Origin of the sequence: Ralstonia sp. 25mfcol4.1 (assembly GCF_900104095.1) — a bacterium.
Lineage (GTDB): Bacteria > Pseudomonadota > Gammaproteobacteria > Burkholderiales > Burkholderiaceae > Cupriavidus.
In genome coordinates, this window is the sequence record NZ_FNJO01000004.1 from 115,869 (window position 1) to 136,831 (window position 20,963).

Annotated in this window: 14 protein-coding genes; 13 read left to right on the forward strand and 1 reads right to left on the reverse strand. The window is 68.0% G+C overall.

The genetic code is table 11. From position 1 onward, the window contains the following. Nucleotides 1-17: 17 nt before the first annotated feature. Nucleotides 18-626 (reverse strand): response regulator transcription factor, encoded by a 609-nt coding sequence (locus BLQ58_RS09085; RefSeq protein ID WP_254775881.1) that lies wholly within the window; start codon nt 624-626, stop codon nt 18-20. Nucleotides 627-1,281: 655 nt separating this feature from the next. Here BLQ58_RS09085 and BLQ58_RS09090 point away from each other — a divergent pair. From BLQ58_RS09090 to BLQ58_RS09150, 13 genes are all read left to right on the forward strand, one after another. Beyond that, nucleotides 1,282-1,968 carry a hydrolase gene (locus BLQ58_RS09090; protein ID WP_092596770.1) on the forward strand — a complete coding sequence of 229 codons (687 nt, stop codon included), beginning with the start codon at nt 1,282-1,284 and terminating at the stop codon, nt 1,966-1,968. A 247-nt stretch (nt 1,969-2,215) separates the two neighbouring features. Further along, nucleotides 2,216-3,130 (forward strand): alpha/beta fold hydrolase, encoded by a 915-nt coding sequence (locus tag BLQ58_RS09095; protein ID WP_254775882.1) that lies wholly within the window; start codon nt 2,216-2,218, stop codon nt 3,128-3,130. Between the two features lie 88 nt (nt 3,131-3,218). Continuing rightward, nucleotides 3,219-5,090 (forward strand): amidohydrolase, encoded by a 1,872-nt coding sequence (locus BLQ58_RS09100; protein WP_217635984.1) that lies wholly within the window; start codon nt 3,219-3,221, stop codon nt 5,088-5,090. A 49-nt stretch (nt 5,091-5,139) separates the two neighbouring features. Continuing rightward, on the forward strand, nt 5,140-5,574 hold the full coding sequence (locus tag BLQ58_RS09105; protein ID WP_092596776.1) for a DoxX family protein: 435 nt from the start codon (nt 5,140-5,142) through the stop codon (nt 5,572-5,574). Next, nucleotides 5,571-7,187: an MFS transporter gene (locus tag BLQ58_RS09110; RefSeq protein WP_092596779.1), complete on the forward strand. Its 1,617-nt coding sequence runs from the start codon at nt 5,571-5,573 to the stop codon at nt 7,185-7,187. Before BLQ58_RS09105 ends, BLQ58_RS09110 begins: the two co-directional genes overlap by 4 nt. Nucleotides 7,188-7,236: 49 nt before the next feature. Continuing rightward, complete coding sequence (locus BLQ58_RS09115) at nt 7,237-7,515, forward strand: XapX domain-containing protein (protein ID WP_092596782.1); 279 nt, start codon at nt 7,237-7,239, stop codon at nt 7,513-7,515. After that, nucleotides 7,502-8,596, forward strand: coding sequence for a porin (locus BLQ58_RS09120; protein WP_092596785.1), 1,095 nt, complete (start codon nt 7,502-7,504; stop codon nt 8,594-8,596). Before BLQ58_RS09115 ends, BLQ58_RS09120 begins: the two co-directional genes overlap by 14 nt. A gap of 243 nt (nt 8,597-8,839) precedes the next feature. After that, on the forward strand, nt 8,840-9,220 hold the full coding sequence (locus tag BLQ58_RS09125; protein WP_254775864.1) for a response regulator transcription factor: 381 nt from the start codon (nt 8,840-8,842) through the stop codon (nt 9,218-9,220). A gap of 39 nt (nt 9,221-9,259) precedes the next feature. Continuing rightward, entirely contained in the window at nt 9,260-14,815 is a 5,556-nt protein-coding gene (locus BLQ58_RS09130; protein WP_092596788.1) for a trifunctional serine/threonine-protein kinase/ATP-binding protein/sensor histidine kinase, read from the forward strand. A gap of 168 nt (nt 14,816-14,983) precedes the next feature. Beyond that, the gene (gene poxB / locus BLQ58_RS09135; RefSeq protein ID WP_092596791.1) at nt 14,984-16,717 is read left to right on the forward strand and encodes a ubiquinone-dependent pyruvate dehydrogenase; all 1,734 of its coding nucleotides are present in this window, start codon (nt 14,984-14,986) and stop codon (nt 16,715-16,717) included. A 207-nt stretch (nt 16,718-16,924) separates the two neighbouring features. Next, nucleotides 16,925-18,202 carry a cytochrome c gene (locus BLQ58_RS09140; protein WP_092596794.1) on the forward strand — a complete coding sequence of 426 codons (1,278 nt, stop codon included), beginning with the start codon at nt 16,925-16,927 and terminating at the stop codon, nt 18,200-18,202. Continuing rightward, a complete protein-coding gene (locus BLQ58_RS09145; RefSeq protein ID WP_092596797.1) occupies nt 18,199-18,687 on the forward strand; it encodes a (2Fe-2S)-binding protein in 489 nt (162 codons plus the stop codon). Before BLQ58_RS09140 ends, BLQ58_RS09145 begins: the two co-directional genes overlap by 4 nt. Next, nucleotides 18,687-20,960 carry a xanthine dehydrogenase family protein molybdopterin-binding subunit gene (locus BLQ58_RS09150; protein ID WP_092596800.1) on the forward strand — a complete coding sequence of 758 codons (2,274 nt, stop codon included), beginning with the start codon at nt 18,687-18,689 and terminating at the stop codon, nt 20,958-20,960. The genes BLQ58_RS09145 and BLQ58_RS09150 overlap by 1 nt, the downstream gene beginning before the upstream one ends. Nucleotides 20,961-20,963: the final 3 nt, after the last annotated feature.

Genomic DNA, 20,963 nt, shown 5'->3' on the forward strand with positions numbered 1-20,963 from the left:
CCTGCTGACCTGCTGATTTACTGCTCGGCCTTGCAGAGGCCGATCTGCTGGGCCATCAGCACCAGATCGGCAAAGGTGCGGGCGCGCATCTTGCGCATGGCCTGGCCACGGTGGATCTTCACCGTCACCTCGCTGATGCCGATCTCCCCGGCGATCTGCTTGTTCAGCAGGCCCGAGACGGCCATGCCCATGACTTCCGCCTCGCGCGGCGTCAGCGTGGCGTAGTTGCCGCGAATCTCCTCAACCTTGCGCAGGCCCCGGCGTCGCAGCCGGTCTTTCTCGATGGCCGCCGACACGGCGTCGAGCAGGTCCTGGTCGCGGAACGGCTTGGCCATGAAATCCTCGGCGCCCGCCTTCATGGCGGTCACCGTCATGGCGATATCGCCGTAGCCGGTCATGAAGATGATCGGGATATGCACGCCCATCTGCGCCAGCCGGGTCTGCAGGTCGAGCCCGCTCGGACCGCGCAGTCGCACGTCAAGCACCAGGCAGCACGGCACATCAGGCAAGCGGTATTCCAGCAGCTCGGCTGCCGAGCCGAACAGCGCCGTCTGCATCCCCACCGATCGAAACAGGTTGCCCAGGCCGGCGCGCAGCATGGCATCGTCGTCGACGATCAGCACCATCGCGTCGTCGGCGGCGCCAGTACCGGCAGGGTCCCCGCTCTGGGATGTCACGGCTCTGTTCTCCAAGGTCCTTGAGGGCATGTTGCGGTGCCGCCCGAAGCACCAGGACAGTGGAGCGTGGCCGGGCGGCAGGTCGGGCGGAATCCGCGCGCATGAGGGCGGACATGGCCCGGCGCGCGTCCAGCATTTCAGCACAGCACGCGCCGCTTCGCCACCCATACCATTGGCTGAGTGGACAGCGCCGCCGAAACGGCCCCGCAAAACCCTGCTTGTCGGCGGGCCCGCCAATACCTATACCAAGTGTGTATGGCGAAGCCGCAAGCGCCCGCCTACCCTGCGCGTGCCTTGTTACCCCCATCGTCCCAGTTTCCCATGTCCGGTCCTGTCCACTGGCGTGATCGCAAGCCTGCCGGCCGCCGCTTGCCGGGCGCCCGCAAGTTCGCTCGCGAACGCCGCGACGGACCGCTAATCCGTAGATACGTCCGCCTAATACGATGGGCCAATGGCTGCATACGCATGTGCCGTCTAGTCTTGCGTCGGGTTGCATCTTGCCTGTCCCCAGGCATGACGACGTCGATGCAACCGGTGCCGAACGGGCCAGCGCACGCTGCGCCGTCCGCGCCAGCCCCAACCTTCGTTTCAAGGAATTTTCATCATGTCGAACCCCAAGCTCGAAGTACTGACACCGCAGAACAGCCAGCTGATCATCATCGACCACCAGCCGCAGATGGCTTTCGGCGTGCAATCGATGGACCGTCAGGCGCTGAAGAACAACGTGGTGGGCCTGGCCAAGGCCGCGAAGATCTTCAACGTGCCGACCACCATCACCACCGTCGAAAGCGAATCGTTCTCGGGCTACACGTACCCGGAAATCCTCGACGTGTTCCCGAATGCCAAGACGCTGGAACGCACCTCGATGAATTCCTGGGACGACCAGAAGGTGCGTGATGCCCTGAAGGCCAACGGCCGCAAGAAGGTGGTGGTCGCGGGTCTGTGGACCGAAGTCTGCAACACCACGTTTGCCCTGTGCGCCATGCTGGAAGGCGACTACGAGATCTACATGGTGGCCGACGCCTCGGGTGGCACCACCAAGGAAGCCCACGACTACGCCATGCAGCGCATGGTGCAGGCCGGCGCCGTGCCCGTGACCTGGCAGCAGGTGCTGCTGGAATGGCAGCGCGACTGGGCGCACCGCGACACCTACGACGCCGTGATGAAGCTCGTCAAGGAACATTCGGGCGCCTACGGCATGGGCGTGGACTACGCCTACACGATGGTCCACAAGGCCGCCCAGCGCACGGCCACGCCGCATGAATCCATCGCGCCGGTGCCGGCCCGCTAACAGCCCGCCATCGACATTCAATTTATTTGAATGAAATGTACAGCGCGAGTGCGGCAGGCACCGCATTCGCGCCGCTAAAGTTCTCCCCATCGCAGCACGGCCGGCGAATAGCCACGCAATACGCCGGGCCGATAACTCAAACAATCTGAACTCATTCTTGCAGGGAAATCTCATGTCCAACGTCGCCCCCCAATCCCAGGCCGAACAACACGACGCGTCTCGCCGCAAGCTGCTGGTCGGCAGCACGATGGGCGCAGCCGCTGCCACCGTGGCATCGATGGCCGCGCTGACGCCGGCCGCTGCGGAAGCCGCACCGGCCGCGGGCCGCCAGTCGAAGCAGGGTCACTACGTGACCACCAAGGACGGCACGCGCATCTTCTACAAGGACTGGGGTTCGGGCCGTCCGGTGGTGTTCTCGCACGGCTGGCCGCTGGACGCCGACGCCTGGGACGCCCAGATGCTGTTCCTGGTGCAAAAGGGCTTCCGGGTGATCGCCCACGACCGCCGCGGCCATGGCCGCTCGGACCAGCCGGCGCAAGGCAACGACATGAACACGTACGCCGATGACCTGGCCGCCGTGCTCGACGCGCTGGACATCAAGGGTGCCACGCTGGTCGGGCACTCCACCGGCGGCGGCGAAGTGGCCCGCTACATCGGCCGCCACGGCACGAAGCGCGTGGCCAAGGCCGTGCTGATCGGCGCCGTGCCCCCGACCATGGCCAAGAGCGCCGCCTACCCGAACGGCCTGCCGCTGGAAGTGTTCGACAACATCCGCAAGGGCGTAGCTGAGAACCGCTCGCAGTTCTACAAGGACCTGGCCACGCCGTTCTTCGGCTTCAACCGCCCCAACGCCAAGGTATCGCAGGGCACCATCGACGCCTTCTGGGCGCAGGGCATGGCCGGCGGCATCCTGGGCCAGTACCTGTGCATCAAGGAGTTCTCGGAAGTGGACTACACCGAAGACCTGAAGAAGATCGACGTGCCCACGCTGATCCTGCATGGCGACGACGACCAGATCGTGCCGATCGACAACTCAGCCAGGCTGTCGGCCAAGATCGTCAAGAACGCCACGCTGAAGGTCTACCCCGGCGCTTCGCACGGCATGTGCGTGATCAACGCCAACCAGGTCAATGCCGACCTGCTGGCTTTCCTGAACGCCTGAGGCGCCTGAACCCATGTCAGTCACCCGCCGGCAATTCATCGCCTCGGCCGCCGCGCTTGGCGCGGCAGCCTCTTCGGAGCTTTTCGCCATGTCACCGAACCCGACTCCCGATCTCATCCTGGTCAACGGCAAGTTCACCACCCTTGACAAGTCCAACCCGCAAGCTGATGCCGTGGCCATCCAGGACGGCCGCTTCATCAGCGTGGGCACGCGCGACGAGATCATGAAGCTCGCGGCTGCCAAGACGAAAGTGATCGACCTGAATGGCCGGCGGGCCATTCCCGGGCTGATCGACAGCCACATGCACATCATTCGTGGCGGCCTGAACTACAACATGGAACTGCGCTGGGACGGCGTGCGTTCGCTGGCCGACGCCATGCGCATGCTCAAGGACCAGGTTGCCCGCACGCCCGCACCGCAATGGGTGCGCGTGGTCGGCGGCTTCACCGAGCACCAGTTCGTCGAAAAGCGCCTGCCGACCATCGAGGAACTGAACGCGGTGGCGCCCGATACGCCGGTGTTCATTCTGCACCTGTACGACCGCGCCATCCTGAACGGCGCCGCGCTGCGCGCCGTGGGCTACAACAAGGACACCCCGAACCCGCCGGGCGGCGAGATCATCCGCGACAAGGCCGGCAATCCCACCGGCCTGCTGCTGGCCAAGCCCAACGCGACCATCCTGTACGCCACGCTGGCCAAGGGCCCGAAGCTGCCGCCCGAGTACCAGAAGAATTCCACGCGCCACTTCATGCGCGAGGTGAACCGCCTGGGCGTGACCGGCGTGATCGACGCCGGCGGCGGCTACCAGAACTACCCCGAGGACTACAACATCATCGAGGAGCTGCACAAGGAAGGCCAGCTCACGGTGCGCCTGGCGTACAACCTGTTCACGCAGAAGCCCAAGGAAGAACTGAGCGACTTCAAGACCTGGACTTCCACGGTGAAGCCGGGCCAGGGCGACGACCTGTACCGCCACAACGGCGCCGGCGAAATGCTGGTCTACACGGCCGCCGACTTCGAAGACTTCCGCGTCGAGCGCCCCGACATGCCGCCGTCGATGGAAGCCGACCTGGAGCCGGTGATCCGCCTGCTGGCCGAAAAACGCTGGCCGTGGCGCCTGCACGCCACGTACGACCAGACCATCGACCGCGCGCTGGACGTCTACGAGAAGGTGGCCAAGGACGTGCCGTTCAACGGCCTGAACTGGTTCTTCGACCACGCCGAAACGATCTCCGACCGCAACATCGACCGCATCGCGGCACTGGGCGGGGGCATCGCGGTGCAGCACCGCATGGCCTACCAGGGCGAGTATTTCGTCGAACGCTACGGCGCCAAGGCTGCCGAAGCCACGCCGCCGATCAAGAAGATGCTGGAAAAAGGCGTGAAGGTTGGCGCCGGCACCGATGCCACGCGCGTCGCGTCGTACAACCCGTGGGTGTCGCTGTACTGGCTGACCACCGGCAAGACCGTGGGCGGCATGTCGATGTATCCGCAGGCCAACCTGCTCGATCGCGAGACCGCGCTGCGCCTGTGGACCGAAGCCAACACGTGGTTCTCGTCCGAAGAAGGCAAGAAGGGCCAGATCAAGGCTGGCCAGCTGGCCGACCTGGCCGTGCTGTCGGCCGACTACTTCGCCGTGCCGGGCGACGACATCCAGGACATCACGTCCGTGATGACGGTGCTGGGCGGCAAGGTGGTCTACGGCGACAGCGAGTTCGGCCCCCATTCGCCCGACATTCCGCCGGCCATGCCCGACTGGTCGCCGGCCCGCCATGGCAGCCAGTACCAGCCGCGCCCGACGGCCAAGGCTAAGCAGCTGGCGATGAACACCGCCTGCGGCTGCGCCAGTTCGTGCGGCGTGCACGGCCATGCGCATGCCAAGGCGTGGACGTCCAGCGTGCCGACGTCGGACGAAAGCAGCTTCTGGGGCGCCCTGGGCTGCTCCTGCTGGGCGTTCTGACGCCGGCTGCATCCCCGCCATCCGCATTGCATTGAACCGGAGACCCGTCATGCCCTATACCTCTTCCCCGCTGGCGGCGGCCGGCGACACCACGCACCGGCTGCCGCGCTGGATGCACTGGATCGCCCTGCTGCTGCTGTGCGCGGCGTACCTGCAAGGCGGGCTCGTCAAGCTGTTCGACTTCTCCGGCGCGGTGGCCGAGATGCAGCACTTTGGCCTGAGCCCAGCCGTGCCGATGGCGGCGGCCACGATCGCGCTGGAACTGGCCGCGCCCGCCATGATCCTGCTCGGCGTGTACCGCTGGCTCGGCGCGCTGGCGCTGGCCGCCTTCACGCTGGCCGCCACCTTCATGGCCAATCGCTTCTGGAGCGCCCCTCCCGATGCTTACTTCATGCTGATGAATGCGTTCTTCGAGCACCTTGGGCTGGTAGGGGGCTTCCTGCTGGTCGCCTGGCACGACCTGCGCACGCGGGGCCGCGCATGACGCAGGCCGCCGCAACCTCCACGGCCAAGCCGTCCGGCTCGTTCGCGCCGCTGGCCCAGCCAACATTCGCCGTCCTCTGGGTGGCCACGATCCTCGGCAATATCGGCAGCTTCATGCGCGATGTGGCCAGTGCCTGGCTGGCCACCGACCTGTCGTCGTCACCGGCCGCAGTCGCCACCATCCAGGCGGCGGCGACGCTGCCGGTCTTCCTGCTCGCCATTCCGGCGGGCGTGCTGTCCGATATCCTGGATCGCCGCCGCTTCCTGATCGTGATCCAGATCGCGCTGGCGGCAGTCAGCGGTTCGCTGGCCTTCCTGTCGTGGCAGAACGGGCTGACGATCGAGATCCTGATTGCGCTGGCGTTTGCCGGCGGTATCGGCGCGGCGATGATGGGGCCGACCTGGCAGTCCATCGTGCCCGAACTCGTGCCCGCGAATACGCTGCGGCAGGCCGTGGCCCTGAACGGCCTGGGCGTCAATATCGCGCGCGCCATCGGCCCCGCCATGGGCGGCCTGCTGCTGGCCGGGCTGGGCGCGGCCGCGACCTACTGTGCCGATCTGATCAGCTATGTGTTCGTGATCGGCGCGCTGATCTGGTGGAAGCGCCCAGCACAGCCGCGCGATCCGCTGCGCGAGCATTTCTTCAGCGCCTTCCGCGCCGGGCTGCGCTTCACGCGGGCCCATAGCAAGCTTCATATCGTGCTGCTACGGGCGGCCGTGCATTTCGCGTTCGGCAGCAGCGTCTGGGCCCTGCTGCCGCTTGTCGCCAAGCAGTTGCTGCACGGCGGCGCCGGGCTCTACGGCGTGCTGCTGGGCGCGGTCGGCGCCGGCGCGATTCTGGGCGCGCTGTCCATGCCCACGCTGCAGAAGCGGCTCGACGGCGACGGCGTGATCCTGGTGTCCGCCATCGCAACCGCCGTGGTCATGGCCGGGCTGTCGTTCGCCCCGCCGGTCTGGCTGGCGCTGCCGCTGCTGCTGGTGCTGGGCGCCGCGTGGATCCTGGCGCTGACCACGCTCGGCGGTGCGGCACAGGCCATCCTGCCGAACTGGGTGCGCGGCCGTGCGCTGGCTGTCTACCAGATGGTATTCAACGGCGCGCTGGCCGGCGGCAGCCTGCTGTGGGGCTTTGTGGCCCAGGCCCTGGGCACGCCGCACGCGCTGCTGATTGCCGGCGCGGGCCTGGTCGTGGCGGCCCTGTTGCTGAACCGCATCCGCCTGCCGCGCGGCGAGGAAGACCTGGGGCCGGCACATCACTGGCCGGAACCGGAGATGGCCGACGACATCGCCCACGATCGCGGCCCGGTCATGATCCTGATCGAATACTGCATTCCGGCGGCCAACCGGGAGGCGTTCCTGCGTGCCGTCCATCACCTGTCCGAGGAACGCCTGCGCGACGGTGCCTTCAACTGGGGCGTCATGGAAGACCCGGCCAACCCCGAACTGCTGACCGAGTGGTTCCTGGTCGAGTCGTGGGCCGAACACCTGCGCCAGCATCGACGCGTACCGAACGCCGATGCCGACCTGCAGCGCGACGTGGCCCGGTTCCACGTGGCCAGCGAGCCGCCGCGTGTGCGGCACCTGCTGGGCGTGGGGCTGCCCGGCGCCACGCGCTGATCCTCACATTTGCCGTTTTGTCGTTTTGTTGTTGTATTGCGAGACCATCATGAAGATCTACCTTGTCTCTCTTGGCGCCGGCATCCTGGTCGGCATCATCTATGCCCTGATGCAGGTGCGTTCCCCGGCGCCGCCGGCCGTGGCGCTGATCGGCCTGCTGGGCATGCTGATCGGCGAACAGGTGGTGCCGCCGATCAAACGCATGATTGCCGGCGAGCCCGTGACCCTCTCGTGGTTCCATTCCGAGTGCGTGCCGAAGATCACCGGCACGCCCGGGCCGGCCACGCTGACGGCAAAGAACGATGAAAAGACCGATGCGGCGCACTGACGGGCTTGCGCTGCTGGCGGCGCTGGCCGCACCTGCATCGGCGCTGGCGGCCGACTCCGTGACGATCTACGGCCGGCTGAATACCGCCATCGAATACTCGCGCGCCAGCACGGCCACCGACGGCACGGCGCTGGGCAGCGTGGTCCGGCAGACCAACTACCGGTCGGTATGGGGCCTGCGCGGCGAGGAAGGGCTGGGCGGCTCCCTCAAGGCCGTCTGGCAGATCGAAAGCAACCTGTCGATCGACAACGGCCAGGGCGGCATCGCCACGCGCAATTCGCGCATCGGCCTGCAGGGCGACTATGGCCTCCTGTTCATGGGGCACTGGCACACGCCCTACACCGAGTCGACCATGGCGTACGACCCGTACTATCCGACCACGGCCGGCTACATGGCGCTGATCGGCAACGGCTCGACGTCCAGCTCCGACAACGTGCAGGACACCAGCTCGTTCGACCGCCGCCAGAAGAACATCCTGCAGTACCGCACGCCGCAGCTGGCCGGTGTCAGCGTCTGGCTGGGCTGGGGCCTGCCCGAGGAGAAAAACGCGGTAGCGCGCAACCCGGCGCTGTATTCGGCCGCCGTGGTCTACGACCAGGGACCGCTGAACGCCACGCTGGCCTACGAGATCCACCAGCACTACCAGGCCGCCGGGCGCAATGACGATGCACTGAAGGTGGGCGTGGCCTACCAGCTGTTCAAGGGCACGCGCATTTCGGCGCTCTACGAACACCTGCACTACCGCACCGACACCGGCGACCTGCAGCGCAACGGCTACTATGCGTCGCTGGTGCAGCAGCTGGGCCCGGGCAGCGTGCGGGTGGGCTTCGCGCTGGCCGCCAACGGCACGGGGTCATCCACCGATACGATCGGCTTCTTCCGCAGCGGCCCGGAGACCGGCGCGACGCAGTTCACGGTCGGCTACGACTATCCGCTGTCCAAACGCACGGCGCTGTTCGTCTTCTACAGCCGCATCAACAACAAGAAGAACGCGATCTACGACTTCGCCATCAACGAGCTGGGCGTCAGCGCCGGGGCCGACCCGCAGACGTTCGCCCTGGGCATGCGGCACAACTTCTGAGGCCCGATGCCACGCACGGGGCGTAACTAATACCTTGGTATGGGTCCGCTCCGATTCGTGGCGGAGCGGGCCCGAAGCGAATATCCTTGTCGGTTTCCGCGCGGACCATGGTTGCTGCGCCGGCTTCCGCTGTCGGCGGAACACCGGCAATACCACCGTATGATGTTGAGCATGGCCCGGCGGGATTATGCTGTGCGCAAGCGGTGGCCCCTGTCACCGCTCCAGACTTCTCAAGGATTCCGTGTGACTGCCACCCCCGTGATTGCCATTGTCGACGACGACGCTTCCGTCCGGCATGCCATGGGCAGACTGGTGCGCTCGCTGGACATGACCGCGGAACTCTACGGCGGCGGCGCCGAACTGCTGGCATCCGCATCGATCGCCGGCATCCACTGCGTGATCACCGACGTGCAGATGCCCGGGATGAATGGCTTTGCCCTGTGCGAGGCGCTGCGCGCCCGGGGGCACCGGATGCCCGTCATCTTCATGACGGCCTTCGCACAGGAAGGCTACGAACAGCGCGCCCGCGACGCCGGCGCGGCCTGTTTCCTGAACAAGCCCTTCCAGGATACGGATATCATCGACTGCATCGAGAACGCGCTGCAGATCCGCCCCGGAAACTAGGCCCACTCCCAGGTCTCCTTTTTTCTCCGGCGCCGCCCCATGACGACCGACGAATCCAGCCTGCCGAATCACCTCCGGAACGGCCCGCAAGACGCCCTTTCCCTGTCGGAATACCGCTTCGAGCCCTGCCTGCAGGACGGCATCGTGGCACTCTCGCGCGGCGTGCATGCCCGCACCGGCAGCACGCTGATGCTGGCACATGCGGCGTCCCCGCGCGCGGAGCCCGATGCCGCGCGGCGCATCGAGACCGAATTCGCATTGCGCGGACTGCTGCGCACCGAATGGGCGCTGGTGCCGCGCACCCTCGCGCGCTACCGCCAGGGCGTGGCGGCCGTCTACGACGACCACGCCGGCACGCCGGTATCCTCCCTGGCAGGACAGCGACTGCCCGTGGCGCAGGTGCTGTCGATCGCGCTGGGGGCCAGCGCGGCGCTGAAGGCAGTACACGAGTGCGGCCTCGTGCATCGGGCCATCACGCCGTGCAGCCTGTTCGTCGATGACGCCGGGCGCTGCCGGATCGGCCGGTTCGGCTTTGCCATCCACGCCTCGCAGCCCGACGCCGACCGCCCCGCTGTGACGACGCTGGCGGGCGAAGCCCCGGCGTACATGTCGCCGGAGCATACCGGCCGTACCCGGCATGCCATCGACGCACGCAGCGATCTCTACGCGCTGGGGGTCATCCTCTATCAGTTGCTGACCGGGCAATTGCCGTTCGGCGTCAGGAATCCGGACGACCTTGGCGAGTGGATTCACGGCCACGTCGCTGGCACGGCGCTGCCGCCCGATGCCATCGCGCCCGACGTGCCACCCATGCTCTCGCGAATCGTGCTCAAGCTGCTGGAAAAGAGCCCGTCGCGCCGCTACCAGACCGCAGCCGGACTGCACGCCGACCTGACCCGGTGCGTCGACGCATGGCGTTCACATGGCCATATCGAACCGTTCGAAGCCGGCGAGCGCGACATCTCCGCCGATCTGGCGTTGCCGGACAGCCTGTATGAGCGCGACCTCGAACTTGCCGCCCTAGCCGACGCTTTTGCCGGCGTGCAGGCCAGTGGCACACCGGCCGTGGCAGCGCTCACCGGCCCATCGGGGGTTGGCAAGAGCACACTGACGCAGGCCTTCCTCCAGACCATTCAGGCGCGGCGCGCGTGTTGCGCGGTCGGCAAGGCGGACCCGTTTCGCGAGGCTGTGCCCTACGCCGTCCTGGCCGATGCCTTCCGCACGCTGGTTCATCAAATCCTCGGCCTGCCCGAAGAGGCGGTACGGATGTGGCAACGGCGGCTGGCGCAGGGCCTCGGCAACTACGGCCAGGTTGCCGCCCGCATCGCGCCGGCCTTGCGACTGCTGGTCGACGACTTTCCGGCGCCGCCCGCCGCGCAAGGCGCCGATGCGGATGTGCACGTCGGCATCGCGATGCGCCAGCTGGTGCAGGCTTTTGCGCAGCCGGACCTGCCCTTCGTGCTGCTGATCGACGATATCCAGTGGCTCGACCAGCCGTCGGTGCAGCTTCTGGCGCGGCTGGCCGACGCCTCGACGCCGCTGCCCCTGCTGCTGGTCTGCACCGCGCGCGCCGCTGATGCGTTGCCGCTGGCCGCGCTGCGCCTGCAGGCGGCGGTGCGGGACATCCCCGTGGCCAACCTGTCGGTGGCATCGGTCGCCACGTTGCTTGCCGAGGCCCTGCGCATGCCCGGGCCGGCCGTGCAGACGCTGGCACAGCGCGTCCACGCCAAGACGCTGGGCAACCCGTTCTTTGTCAGGCAGTTCCTGCGGACGCTGGCCGACGAACGGCTGATCACCTGCTCGCCCCAGGGCGACAGCTGGCAATTCGACCTGGAGGCCATCGAGCAGCGCAGCTACACCGACAACGTGGCCGAACTGAGCCTCCAGCGGCTGCACCCGCTGCCGGCGGAAACGCGCGACTGCCTGCGCGGCATGGCGTGCCTGGGCAGCCAATCGCCCGTCGCGCTGCTGTGCGACATCTTCGACCTGTCCGAGCGCGCACTGCATGCCCGGCTTGCGCCCGCGCGCGCCGCAGGGCTGCTGATGCTGGCCCAGCAGGCGTACTTCTTCACGCATGACCGCATCCAGGAAGCTGCGCTCGACGGCATCGACGCTGCCGCACGCGCCCGGCTGAGCCTGCGAGCGGGACGCCTGCTCGCGCAATCGACCCGGCACGATGGGCGCGACGACCTGCTGTTCCGTGCCGCAGACCTGCTGATGCATGGGGAGGCGCAGGAGACGTCGATCGACGACGCCCGCGCCATCGCCACGCTGTTCCTGGACGCCGCGCGGCGCGCCCGCAGCACGGCCGCCTACGCCGCCGCGCTGCATTACATCGACAGCGGCCTGCGTCGCGCGTGCGGGCCGGGCGTGCCGTCTGCTGCCGCCGACGGGCTCGTCTTCTCGCTGCTGGAGGAACAGGCCCATTGCTGGTTCCTGCAAGGCCGGCTTGACGAGGCGCTCGCGCTGGCCGCCGAACTGCTCAAACGGCCAGCCGGCCCGTTGCGGCAGGCCGGCGTGTACCGGTTGAAGATCGAAATGCACACGCGGCGGTCCGAAAACGCATTGGCGGTGCAGCAGGCCATCGAGGGACTGCATGGCTTTGGCATCGACCTGCCGCCGCATCCGTCCAACGACCTGTGCGATGCCCTGTACGCCGAAATCCGGCCACAGCTCGATGCCACGCGGCTCGACGCCCTGCTTGCCCTGCCGGATGTGGCCGACGCCCGTATCGACGCCGCCATGGGCCTGCTGTCGGCACTGCAGATTCCGGCCAGCTTCACGGACCCGAACCTGGCGTTCGCCACGCTGTGCCAGATGATGCGGCTGACGCTGGCGCATGGCATGAGCGCATCCGCCACCGCGTCGCTGGGCTGGCTCGGCGTACTGGTTTGCCATCGCTATGGCGCGTACCACGACGGCTTTCGCTACGGCGAACTGGCCCGGCGGCTGACCACGCGTCATGGCTATGCCGCGCACGAGGCGCGCACCCTGTTGCCGCTGGACCAGCTCAGCGTGTGGACCCAGCCGCTGTCCTATTCCATCGAGTGCGCGCGGGCCGGCTTTGCCGCGGGGGTGGCGCACGGCGACATCACCACGGCCTGCTATGCGTGCTGTCACGTCGTGGCCGTCATGCTGTCGCGTGGCGATGCGCTCGACGATGTCGAAGCCGAGATTTCGCGCGGCCTGCAGTTCGTGCGCGCCGCCCGGTTCGGTGACGTGGAGGCCATCCTGCTGCTGCAGCAACGGTTTGTCGACGGGCTGCGCACGCTCGCGTGGCAGGCCACCGGCGTGCCGAAGGCTCAGGAACCCGCGGAGGAACGTCTCAGCACATTCGAATTCTGGCAGGCCGTGTATCGGTCGAACGTCCTGCTGATGGCCGGCCACGCGGATGCGGCCGCGCAATGTCTCGACCACGCGGCCACGTTCGCATGGTCGGCGCCTGCCCATATCCATCAGCTCGACTTCCACCTGACGCGTGCACTGACGCTTGCCGCCCAGCTCGATGCAGCGCCGGCCGCGCCCGATACGGCGGCCTGGCAGATGCTGCGTGCCGATGCCCGGAAGCTGCGCGACTGGGCACGAGCCAACCCGTTGACTTTCGCCGACAAGGCGCTGCTGGTGGAAGCCGAGCTGGCCCGGCTGGAAGGCGACGCACTGACCGCCATGTCGCGCTACGAACAGTCCATCGCCCATGCCACCGCGCACGGGTTCGTGCAGATCGCGGCCATGGCACACGAGCGCGCAGCACGGCTCGGCGCAGCACATGGGCTGGCATCGACGGCCGCCGCACATCGTCGCCATGCGCGCGACGCGTACCTGCGCTGGGGCGCCTTCGGCAAGGCACGGCAACTGGAAACCGACCATCCGGAGATCGTGGATGCCACACCGCTGCGTACCTGGCATCTGGGCACCAGCGCGCAGACGCTCGATGCCGAGAGCGTGATCAAGGCATCCCGGGCGCTGAGCGAGGAAATCCGTCTCGACCGCCTGATCGACAAGCTGATGACGATCGTGCTCGAATACGCGGGCGCTCAACGCGGCCTGCTGATCCGCATGCGGCCCGAAGGGCCGGTCGTCGAGGCCAGCGCGGACACCACCGCCGAAGGCATCCGTGTGCATGTCACGCAAGACCCGGCCACCGCCAGCGCGCTGCCCATCACCATGCTCCATACGGCCGTGCGTACAGGACAGGCCGCCATGGCCGGCACGTCGGTCGGCGCCAACCCGTTTGCGATCGACCCGTACTTCGGTCGGCCCGGCAACCCGGCGGACATGGCGGACATCTCCGCGCTATGCATTCCGATGCTGCGCCACAACGAGGTCATCGGCGCGCTCTATCTTGAAAACCGTCTGGTGCGCGATGCCTTTACGCTGGACCGCACCCGTGTGCTCGAACTGATTGCCTCGCAGGCGGCCATCTCGCTGCGCACGGCACGACTTTACGACGACCTGCTGGCCGAAAACGAACGCCGCCAGCAGGTGGAGCGCGAACTGCGCGCCAGCGAGGCATCGCTGGCCATGGGCGAAAGCGTCAGCCACACGGGCAGCTGGCGCTGGGACCTGAAGCGCGACCGCTTCACGGGCTCGGACGAACTGCGCCGCATCTATGAACTCGACCCCGACCAGCACGACCTGCCGTTCGAGGTCTTCCTGTCGCGCATGCACCCCGAGGACCGCGAGATGGTGCGGCACGTCACCGAGACCCATGTCGCGCGGCAAGCCACCATCCGCGTGGAGCATCGCATCGTGCGGGCCGATGGATCGATCCGCTACCTGGCCGCCATTGGCAAGCCGTTGCCGGGCGACGATGGCGAACTGAACTATGTGGGCACGGTGACGGACGTCACCGCGCGACGCCAGGCCGAAGACGCGCTGCGCAGCGCCCAGGCCGACCTGGCCCGCGTAGCGCGCGCCACCACGGTGGGCCAGCTGACCGCGTCGATCGCGCATGAGGTGAACCAGCCGCTGATGTCGATCGTGTCGAATGCCGGCGCCAGCCTGCGCTGGCTGGCACGCCCCACGCCCGACATCGCCAATGCGCGCGAAGGGCTGGAGGCGATCCGCAGCGAGGGCCAGCGCGCCGGCGACATGATCCGCAGCCTGCAGGCGCTGACGCGCAACGCCGCGCCGGTGCTGGCCCAGGTGGACATCCACCAGGCCATCCGCCATATCCTGGCAATTTCGCGCAACGAGATCGAGCGGCGGCAGATCGCGCTCAAACTGTCGCTCGATGCCGAACCCGCGCATGCGTTTGGCGACGATATCCAGTTGCAGCAGGTGATCCTGAACCTGGTGGTCAACGCCATCGACGCCATGGGCGAGATCCACGACAGGCCCCGCGTGCTGCACCTGGCCACGCGCCTGGTCGATGCTCAGTTGCTGGAAGTCAGCGTGGCCGACACCGGCACCGGCATCGGCCCGGACCTCGCCGAGCAGGTGTTCGAGCCGTTCTACACCACCAAGGTCAACGGCATGGGGATGGGGCTGGCCATCTGCAAGTCGATTGTCGAAGCGCACCGCGGCCAGTTGCGCGCCGAGGCGCTGGCGCCGCATGGCAGCCGCTTTGCCTTCTCGATTCCGCGCCAGCAGTAGCCCCGCCGCCACGATCGGTAGCGCGGCGGCGCCAGCCGCGCACCGTGCGAATCCAAAAGTGCGCCCACCGGAACACAAGGCTGGCGGATCGGCCCGACGTAGGCTAGGTTGAATCTTTCCCTGCCTGGCTTATCCGACAGGCATCCCTTCCCGGACAAGGAGCACAGCATGGCCACGGAAAATGCAGCCGATCTGATCACCTCGGTGCTGCACGGCGCCGGCGTTCGCCGCATCTTTGGCGTCGTCGGCGACAGCCTCAACGGACTGACCGAATCGCTGCGCCAGCGCGGCGACATCGACTGGATTCACACCCGGCACGAGGAAACCGCCGCCTTCGCGGCCGGCGCGGAAGCCCACCTGACCGGCAACCTTGCCGTGTGCGCCGGCAGCTGCGGGCCGGGCAACCTGCACCTGATCAACGGTCTGTTCGACTGCCATCGCTCGCGCGTCCCGGTGCTGGCGATTGCCGCCCACATTCCAAGCACCGAGATCGGCCGCAACTATTTCCAGGAAACCCACCCCGAACAGCTGTTCCGCGAATGCAGCCACTACTGCGAGCTGGTGTCCAGCGTGGAGCAGCTGCCCGGCGTGCTGGAAACCGCGATTCGCGCCGCCGTGGGGCGTCGTGGCGTGGCGGTCATCGTCATTCCGGGTGACGTGGCGCTGCGGGCCGTTGCGACGGCGGCGATATCCGCACCGGCGTCGATGGCGCTGCCGGCGCCCGTGGTGGTGCCCGATGCAGCGTCGCTGGACGCGCTGGCCGAACTGCTGCGTGGCGGCCACCGCACCACGCTGCTGTGCGGGCGCGGTTGCGCCGGTGCGCACGACCAGGTGGTACGGCTGGCCGAGACACTGAAGGCGCCAGTGGTCCACGCGCTGGGCGGCAAGGAATACATCGAATACGACAATCCCTACGACGTGGGCATGACCGGGCTGATCGGCTTCAGCTCGGGCTACCACGCCATGCAGAACTGCGACACGCTGGTCATGCTGGGCACCGACTTTCCGTATCGGCAGTTCTATCCCGAAGGGGCCCGCGTGGTGCAGATCGACGTACGGCCGGAGAATCTCGGGCGTCGCACGCGGCTGGACCTCGGGCTCGTAGGCGATGTGGCCGCCACGCTCGACGCGCTGCAGCCGCGCCTGACCCCGCAGGCCGATACCGCCTTCCTCGATGCAAGCGTGCGCCACTACCGCGACGCCCGCAAGCAGCTGGACGACCTTGCCACCGGCGACAGCGGCCGGCGTCCCATCCATCCGCAATACCTGGCCCGGCTGCTCAGCGAGCAGGCCGCCGACGATGCGATCTTCACGTTCGACGTGGGCACGCCCACCATCTGGGCCGCGCGCTACCTGCGCATGAACGGCCGGCGCCGGCTGATCGGATCGCTGGCGCACGGGTCGATGGCCAACGCGCTGCCGCAGGCCATCGGCGCGCAGGCCGCCTTCCCGGACAGACAGGTCGTGAGCCTGTCCGGCGACGGCGGCTTTGCCATGCTGATGGGCGACTTCCTCACGCTCGTGCAGCAGGGGCTGCCGGTCAAGGTGGTGATCTTCAACAACAGCGTGCTGGGCTTCGTGGCGCTGGAAATGAAGGCATCGGGCTTTCTGGAGAGCGGCACCGCCCTGCAGAATCCGGATTTCGCCGCCATGGCGCGCGCGGTGGGCGTGCACGCGCAGCGCGTGGAAGACCCCCTGCTATTGCCCGACGCCATTGCGTCGATGCTGGCGCACGATGGACCGGCCCTGCTCGACGTAGTGACGAACACCCAGGAGCTGGCCATGCCGCCCGCGCTGAAGGCGGAACAGGTCAAGGGTTTCAGCCTGTGGGCACTGAAGGCCGTCATGAACGGCCGTGCCGACGAACTGGTCGAACTGGCCAAAACCAACCTGCTGCGCTAGGCGCGCACCGCCGCGCCTGGCGCTGGCTGACTCCCCCCGCCCACACGGCGGGGGGGCGCCGGCCATCCCGCCCGCCACCACACACCTGCCGGCTCCCATCTCATACCTTCGTTTAGCGCGTCAACGACCACGCGCCAATTGAAGCCAACCTCCCCTGACTTCTACGATGCCTGTCAACAAGACACAGGAATCCACGGGAGCCCCCAGATGCCGTTGCCACGCCGATGGTTATCCATCCTTCTCATTGCCGCCATGCTGGCCGTCGCACTGGCCGCGTACCTGATGTGGGAGCCGGCCATCGCCCCGGTGGCGCCGCCAGCTCCGGCATCGTTCGACCGGCAACGCGTGCTGCGCGGCGCCCAGGTGGTGGCGCAGGGCGATTGCGCGGTATGCCACACGGCGAAGGGCGGCAAGCCGTTTGCGGGCGGCCTGCCGCTGGCCACGCCGTTCGGCACGATCTACTCCACCAACATCACGCCCGACCCCGAGACGGGCATCGGCAACTGGTCGCCCGAGGCATTCACGCGTGCCATGCGCCGTGGTATCGCCCGCGATGGACATCAGCTCTATCCGGCCTTTCCGTATATCCACTTCACGCGCATGTCGGACGACGACATCGCGGCGGCTTACGCGTACCTGATGCGGCGCGATCCTGTGCAGGCCCGCACGCCGGCCAACGCCCTGGTGTTCCCGCTGAACTTCCGCCCGCTGGTGGCGTTCTGGAACGTGCTGTTCCTGCGGCCCGGCCCGCAGGCGCCCGACACCTCGCGCAGCGCGCAATGGAACCGCGGACGATACCTGGTTGACGGCCCCGGCCACTGTGCCGCGTGCCACACGCCGCTGAACCTGATCGGCGGGGAGAAATGGAGCCAGGCGTTCGAAGGCGGCGTGATCGACGGCTGGGAGGCACCGTCGCTGGCCGCGCTGGCGCATGGCCCCGTGCCGTGGACGGCGCCCGAACTGGTGACCTACCTGCGCACCGGCGTCTCGTCGGCGCACGGCGCCGCGGCAGGGCCGATGCTGCCCGTGACGCGGGAACTGGGAACCGTGCCGCAGGCCGATGCCGAAGCCATCGCCGCCTATCTGCTGGACCTGCGCAAACCCGCCCCCCGGCAGGCCAGTGCCGGCAACGCACCCGTCGATACGCAGGCCGTCCAGCGTGGGCAGGTGCTGTTTGCCGGCGCGTGTGCGTCGTGCCACGGCGATCGGTCGCCGATGCAGCGGTTCGGCGACCGGCCCAGCCTGGCCACCAGCAGCGCCATCCATGCCGCCACGCCGCGCAACACCATCCAGATGATCCTGCAAGGCGTGCCATGGGAAGGCGAGGACGCCCTGCATTTCATGCCCGCGTTCCACCAGGCCCTGGACGATCGCCAGATCGCCGACCTGGCCGTCTATCTGCGGGCCACCTATTCCCGCCTGCCGCCGTGGAACGGCGTTGCGCAGGCCGTTACCGATATCCGCAAGGGAGACGCCCCGCAATGATCCAGCTCACCGTCAACGGCACCACCCATTCCCTCGACATCGATCCCGCCACGCCGCTGCTCTATGCCTTGCGCGAAGACCTGGGGCTCAACGGCGCGAAATTCGGCTGCGGCCTGGGCCAGTGCGGCGCCTGTACCGTGATCGTCGACGGCCAGCCCACGTTCTCGTGCCTGCTGCCGGTGTCGGCGGTTGGCAAGCGTCCCGTGCGTACCATCGAGGGCCTTGGCACCGCGCGCAAGCCCGGCGCGCTGCAGCAGGCCTTCATCGATCACCAGGCGGCGCAATGCGGCTACTGCATCGCCGGCATGATCATGCGCGCCCAGGCGCTGCTCGATCGCAACCCGCATCCGGACGACGCCGAGATCCGCGCGCACATGGAGCCCAACCTGTGCCGTTGCGGCACGCACATGCGCATCCTCGCAGCCATCCGCGCAGTGGCGGATGCCGGCAAGGCTGGCATCAAACCCGCCACGGAGGCCGCATGATGGATCCCGTGGACGACATCGCGAACGTGGCCAATCCCGGCCGGCGCGCCTTCATGGTGTCCGGCTCGCTGCTGGTGGGCTTCTCGCTGCTGCCGGGCAGGCAGGCGCTGGCCCAGATGGTGCTGGCCGACGAAGGCGCAGCCATTCACGTCGCCAAGGGGCTCGAAAGACTGCCCGGCAGCCTGAAGACCAACCCGTATCTGGACGCCTGGATCCGCGTGGCACCCGACAACGCGGTCACCGTCCATACGGGCAAGGTCGAACTGGGAACCGGCATTCGCACCGCGCTGCTGCAGGTGGCCGCGGAGGAACTGCAGATCGATCCGCGCCGCATCACGTTCCTGACGGCCGACACCGTGCGGTTGCCCGACGAAGGGCTGACCGCCGGCAGCCATACGATGGCCGACAGCGGCAGCGCGCTGCTGAATGCCGCCGCCCAGGTACGCGGACTGATGACCGATGCCGCCGCGCGCGTGCTGCGCGCGGACCCGGCCACGCTGACCGCGCGCGACGCGCGCATCGCGGCCCGCGATGGCCGCTCGGTCACCTTTGCCGAACTGCTGCCGCATGTGAACCTGCACACGATGGCCACGCCGACGTCGCCGCTGCGCGATCCGGCATCGTTCACGGTGATCGGCACCGCCATGCCGCGGCTGGATATTCCCGGCAAGGTAACCGGTGGACCCAGCTACGTGCAGGACCTGAAGATGCCCGGCATGGTGCATGCGCGCGTGGTCCTGCCGCCGGCCTACGATGCGCCGCTGCTGGCCGTGGACGAAGCCGGCGCGCGGGCCACGCCCGGCTTTATCGCCATCGTGCGCGACGGCAGCATGCTGGCCGTGGTGGCCCAGCGCGAATGGCAGGCGGTGCTGGCCCAGCGCGCGCTGTCGGCCGGGTGCCGCTGGGGCAAGGGCCGCGCCCTGCCCCAGCCAGACCAGGTGGCGGCGCAGTTGCGCCAGATCGCCACCGACCGCATCGTGATTGCCGATGCCAGGGCGCCAATGCCGCCGGCGGCGAAGACGCTGGAGGCTACCTACACGAAACGCTACCTGATGCACGGATCGATCGGCCCGTCGTGCGCCGTGGGGCATCTGCAGGACGGCAAGCTGACGGTCTGGACCCATTCGCAGGGGGTCTACCCGCTGCGCGACGGCCTGGCCGAGATGCTGTCGCTGCCCAGGGATGCCGTCCGCTGCGTGCACGTGGAAGGCTCGGGATGCTATGGCCACAACGGCGCCGATGACGTGGCCGCGCACGCGGCGCTGTTGGCCCGCGCCCTGCCGGGGCGTCCGGTGCGCGTGCAATGGATGCGCGACCAGGAACACATGTGGGACCACTTCACGCCGGCCATGGTCACGCGCGTCAAGGCATCGCTGTCGGCCGACGGCACGATCGTTGATTGGGACTATGCGCTGTGGAGCAGTTCCCACAACGAACGGGTGGTCAACGCCGGCCGGCTGCTGCCTGCCACGCAACTGGCGCGGCCGTTCACGCCGGCGCCGTCCACGCCGATGATGCAACCCGAGGGCGGCGGCGACCGCAACGCGATTCCGCTCTACCGGCTGCCTGCGCGCCACATCGTCAACAACTTCTCGCCGACCATGCCGTTACGCACGTCGGCCATGCGGTCGCTGGGTGCGCACATGAACGTGTTCACCATCGAGACCTTCATGGACGACCTGGCACGTGAGGCTGGCGCCGACCCGGTGGCATTCCGCATCCGCCACATGGACGATGCCCGCGCGCTCGACGTGATCCGCCTGGCGGCGCAGCGGTTCGGATGGCCGCGCCGCCAGCGCAAGCCCGGACACGGCGTGGGTTTCGCCTTCGGCAAGTACAAGAACCTGATGGCCTACGTGGCGATGGCGGTCGAGGTGGCCGTGGAGCGCGATACGGGCCAGGTTCGGCTGACACGCGCCGACGTGGCGGTGGACTGCGGGCAGATCGTCAATCCGGATGGAGTGCGCAACCAGATCGAGGGCGGCATTCTGCAATCGGCCAGCTGGACGCTCTACGAGCAACTGCGCTTCGACGCAAATGGCGTGCGCAGCTTCGACTGGGGCAGCTATCCGATCCTGCGCTTCTCCGCGGTACCCTCGCAGGTTCGCGTGCACCTGGTGGATCGCCCCGGCACGCCGTTCCTGGGCGTGGCCGAAGCGGCCATGGGCCCGACCGCCGGCGCCATCGGCAATGCACTGTTCGATGCCACGGGCCAGCGCCTGCGCGACATGCCGCTGGCCGGCGAGCGGCTGCGCAAGCTGATTGCGCCCTGAGCC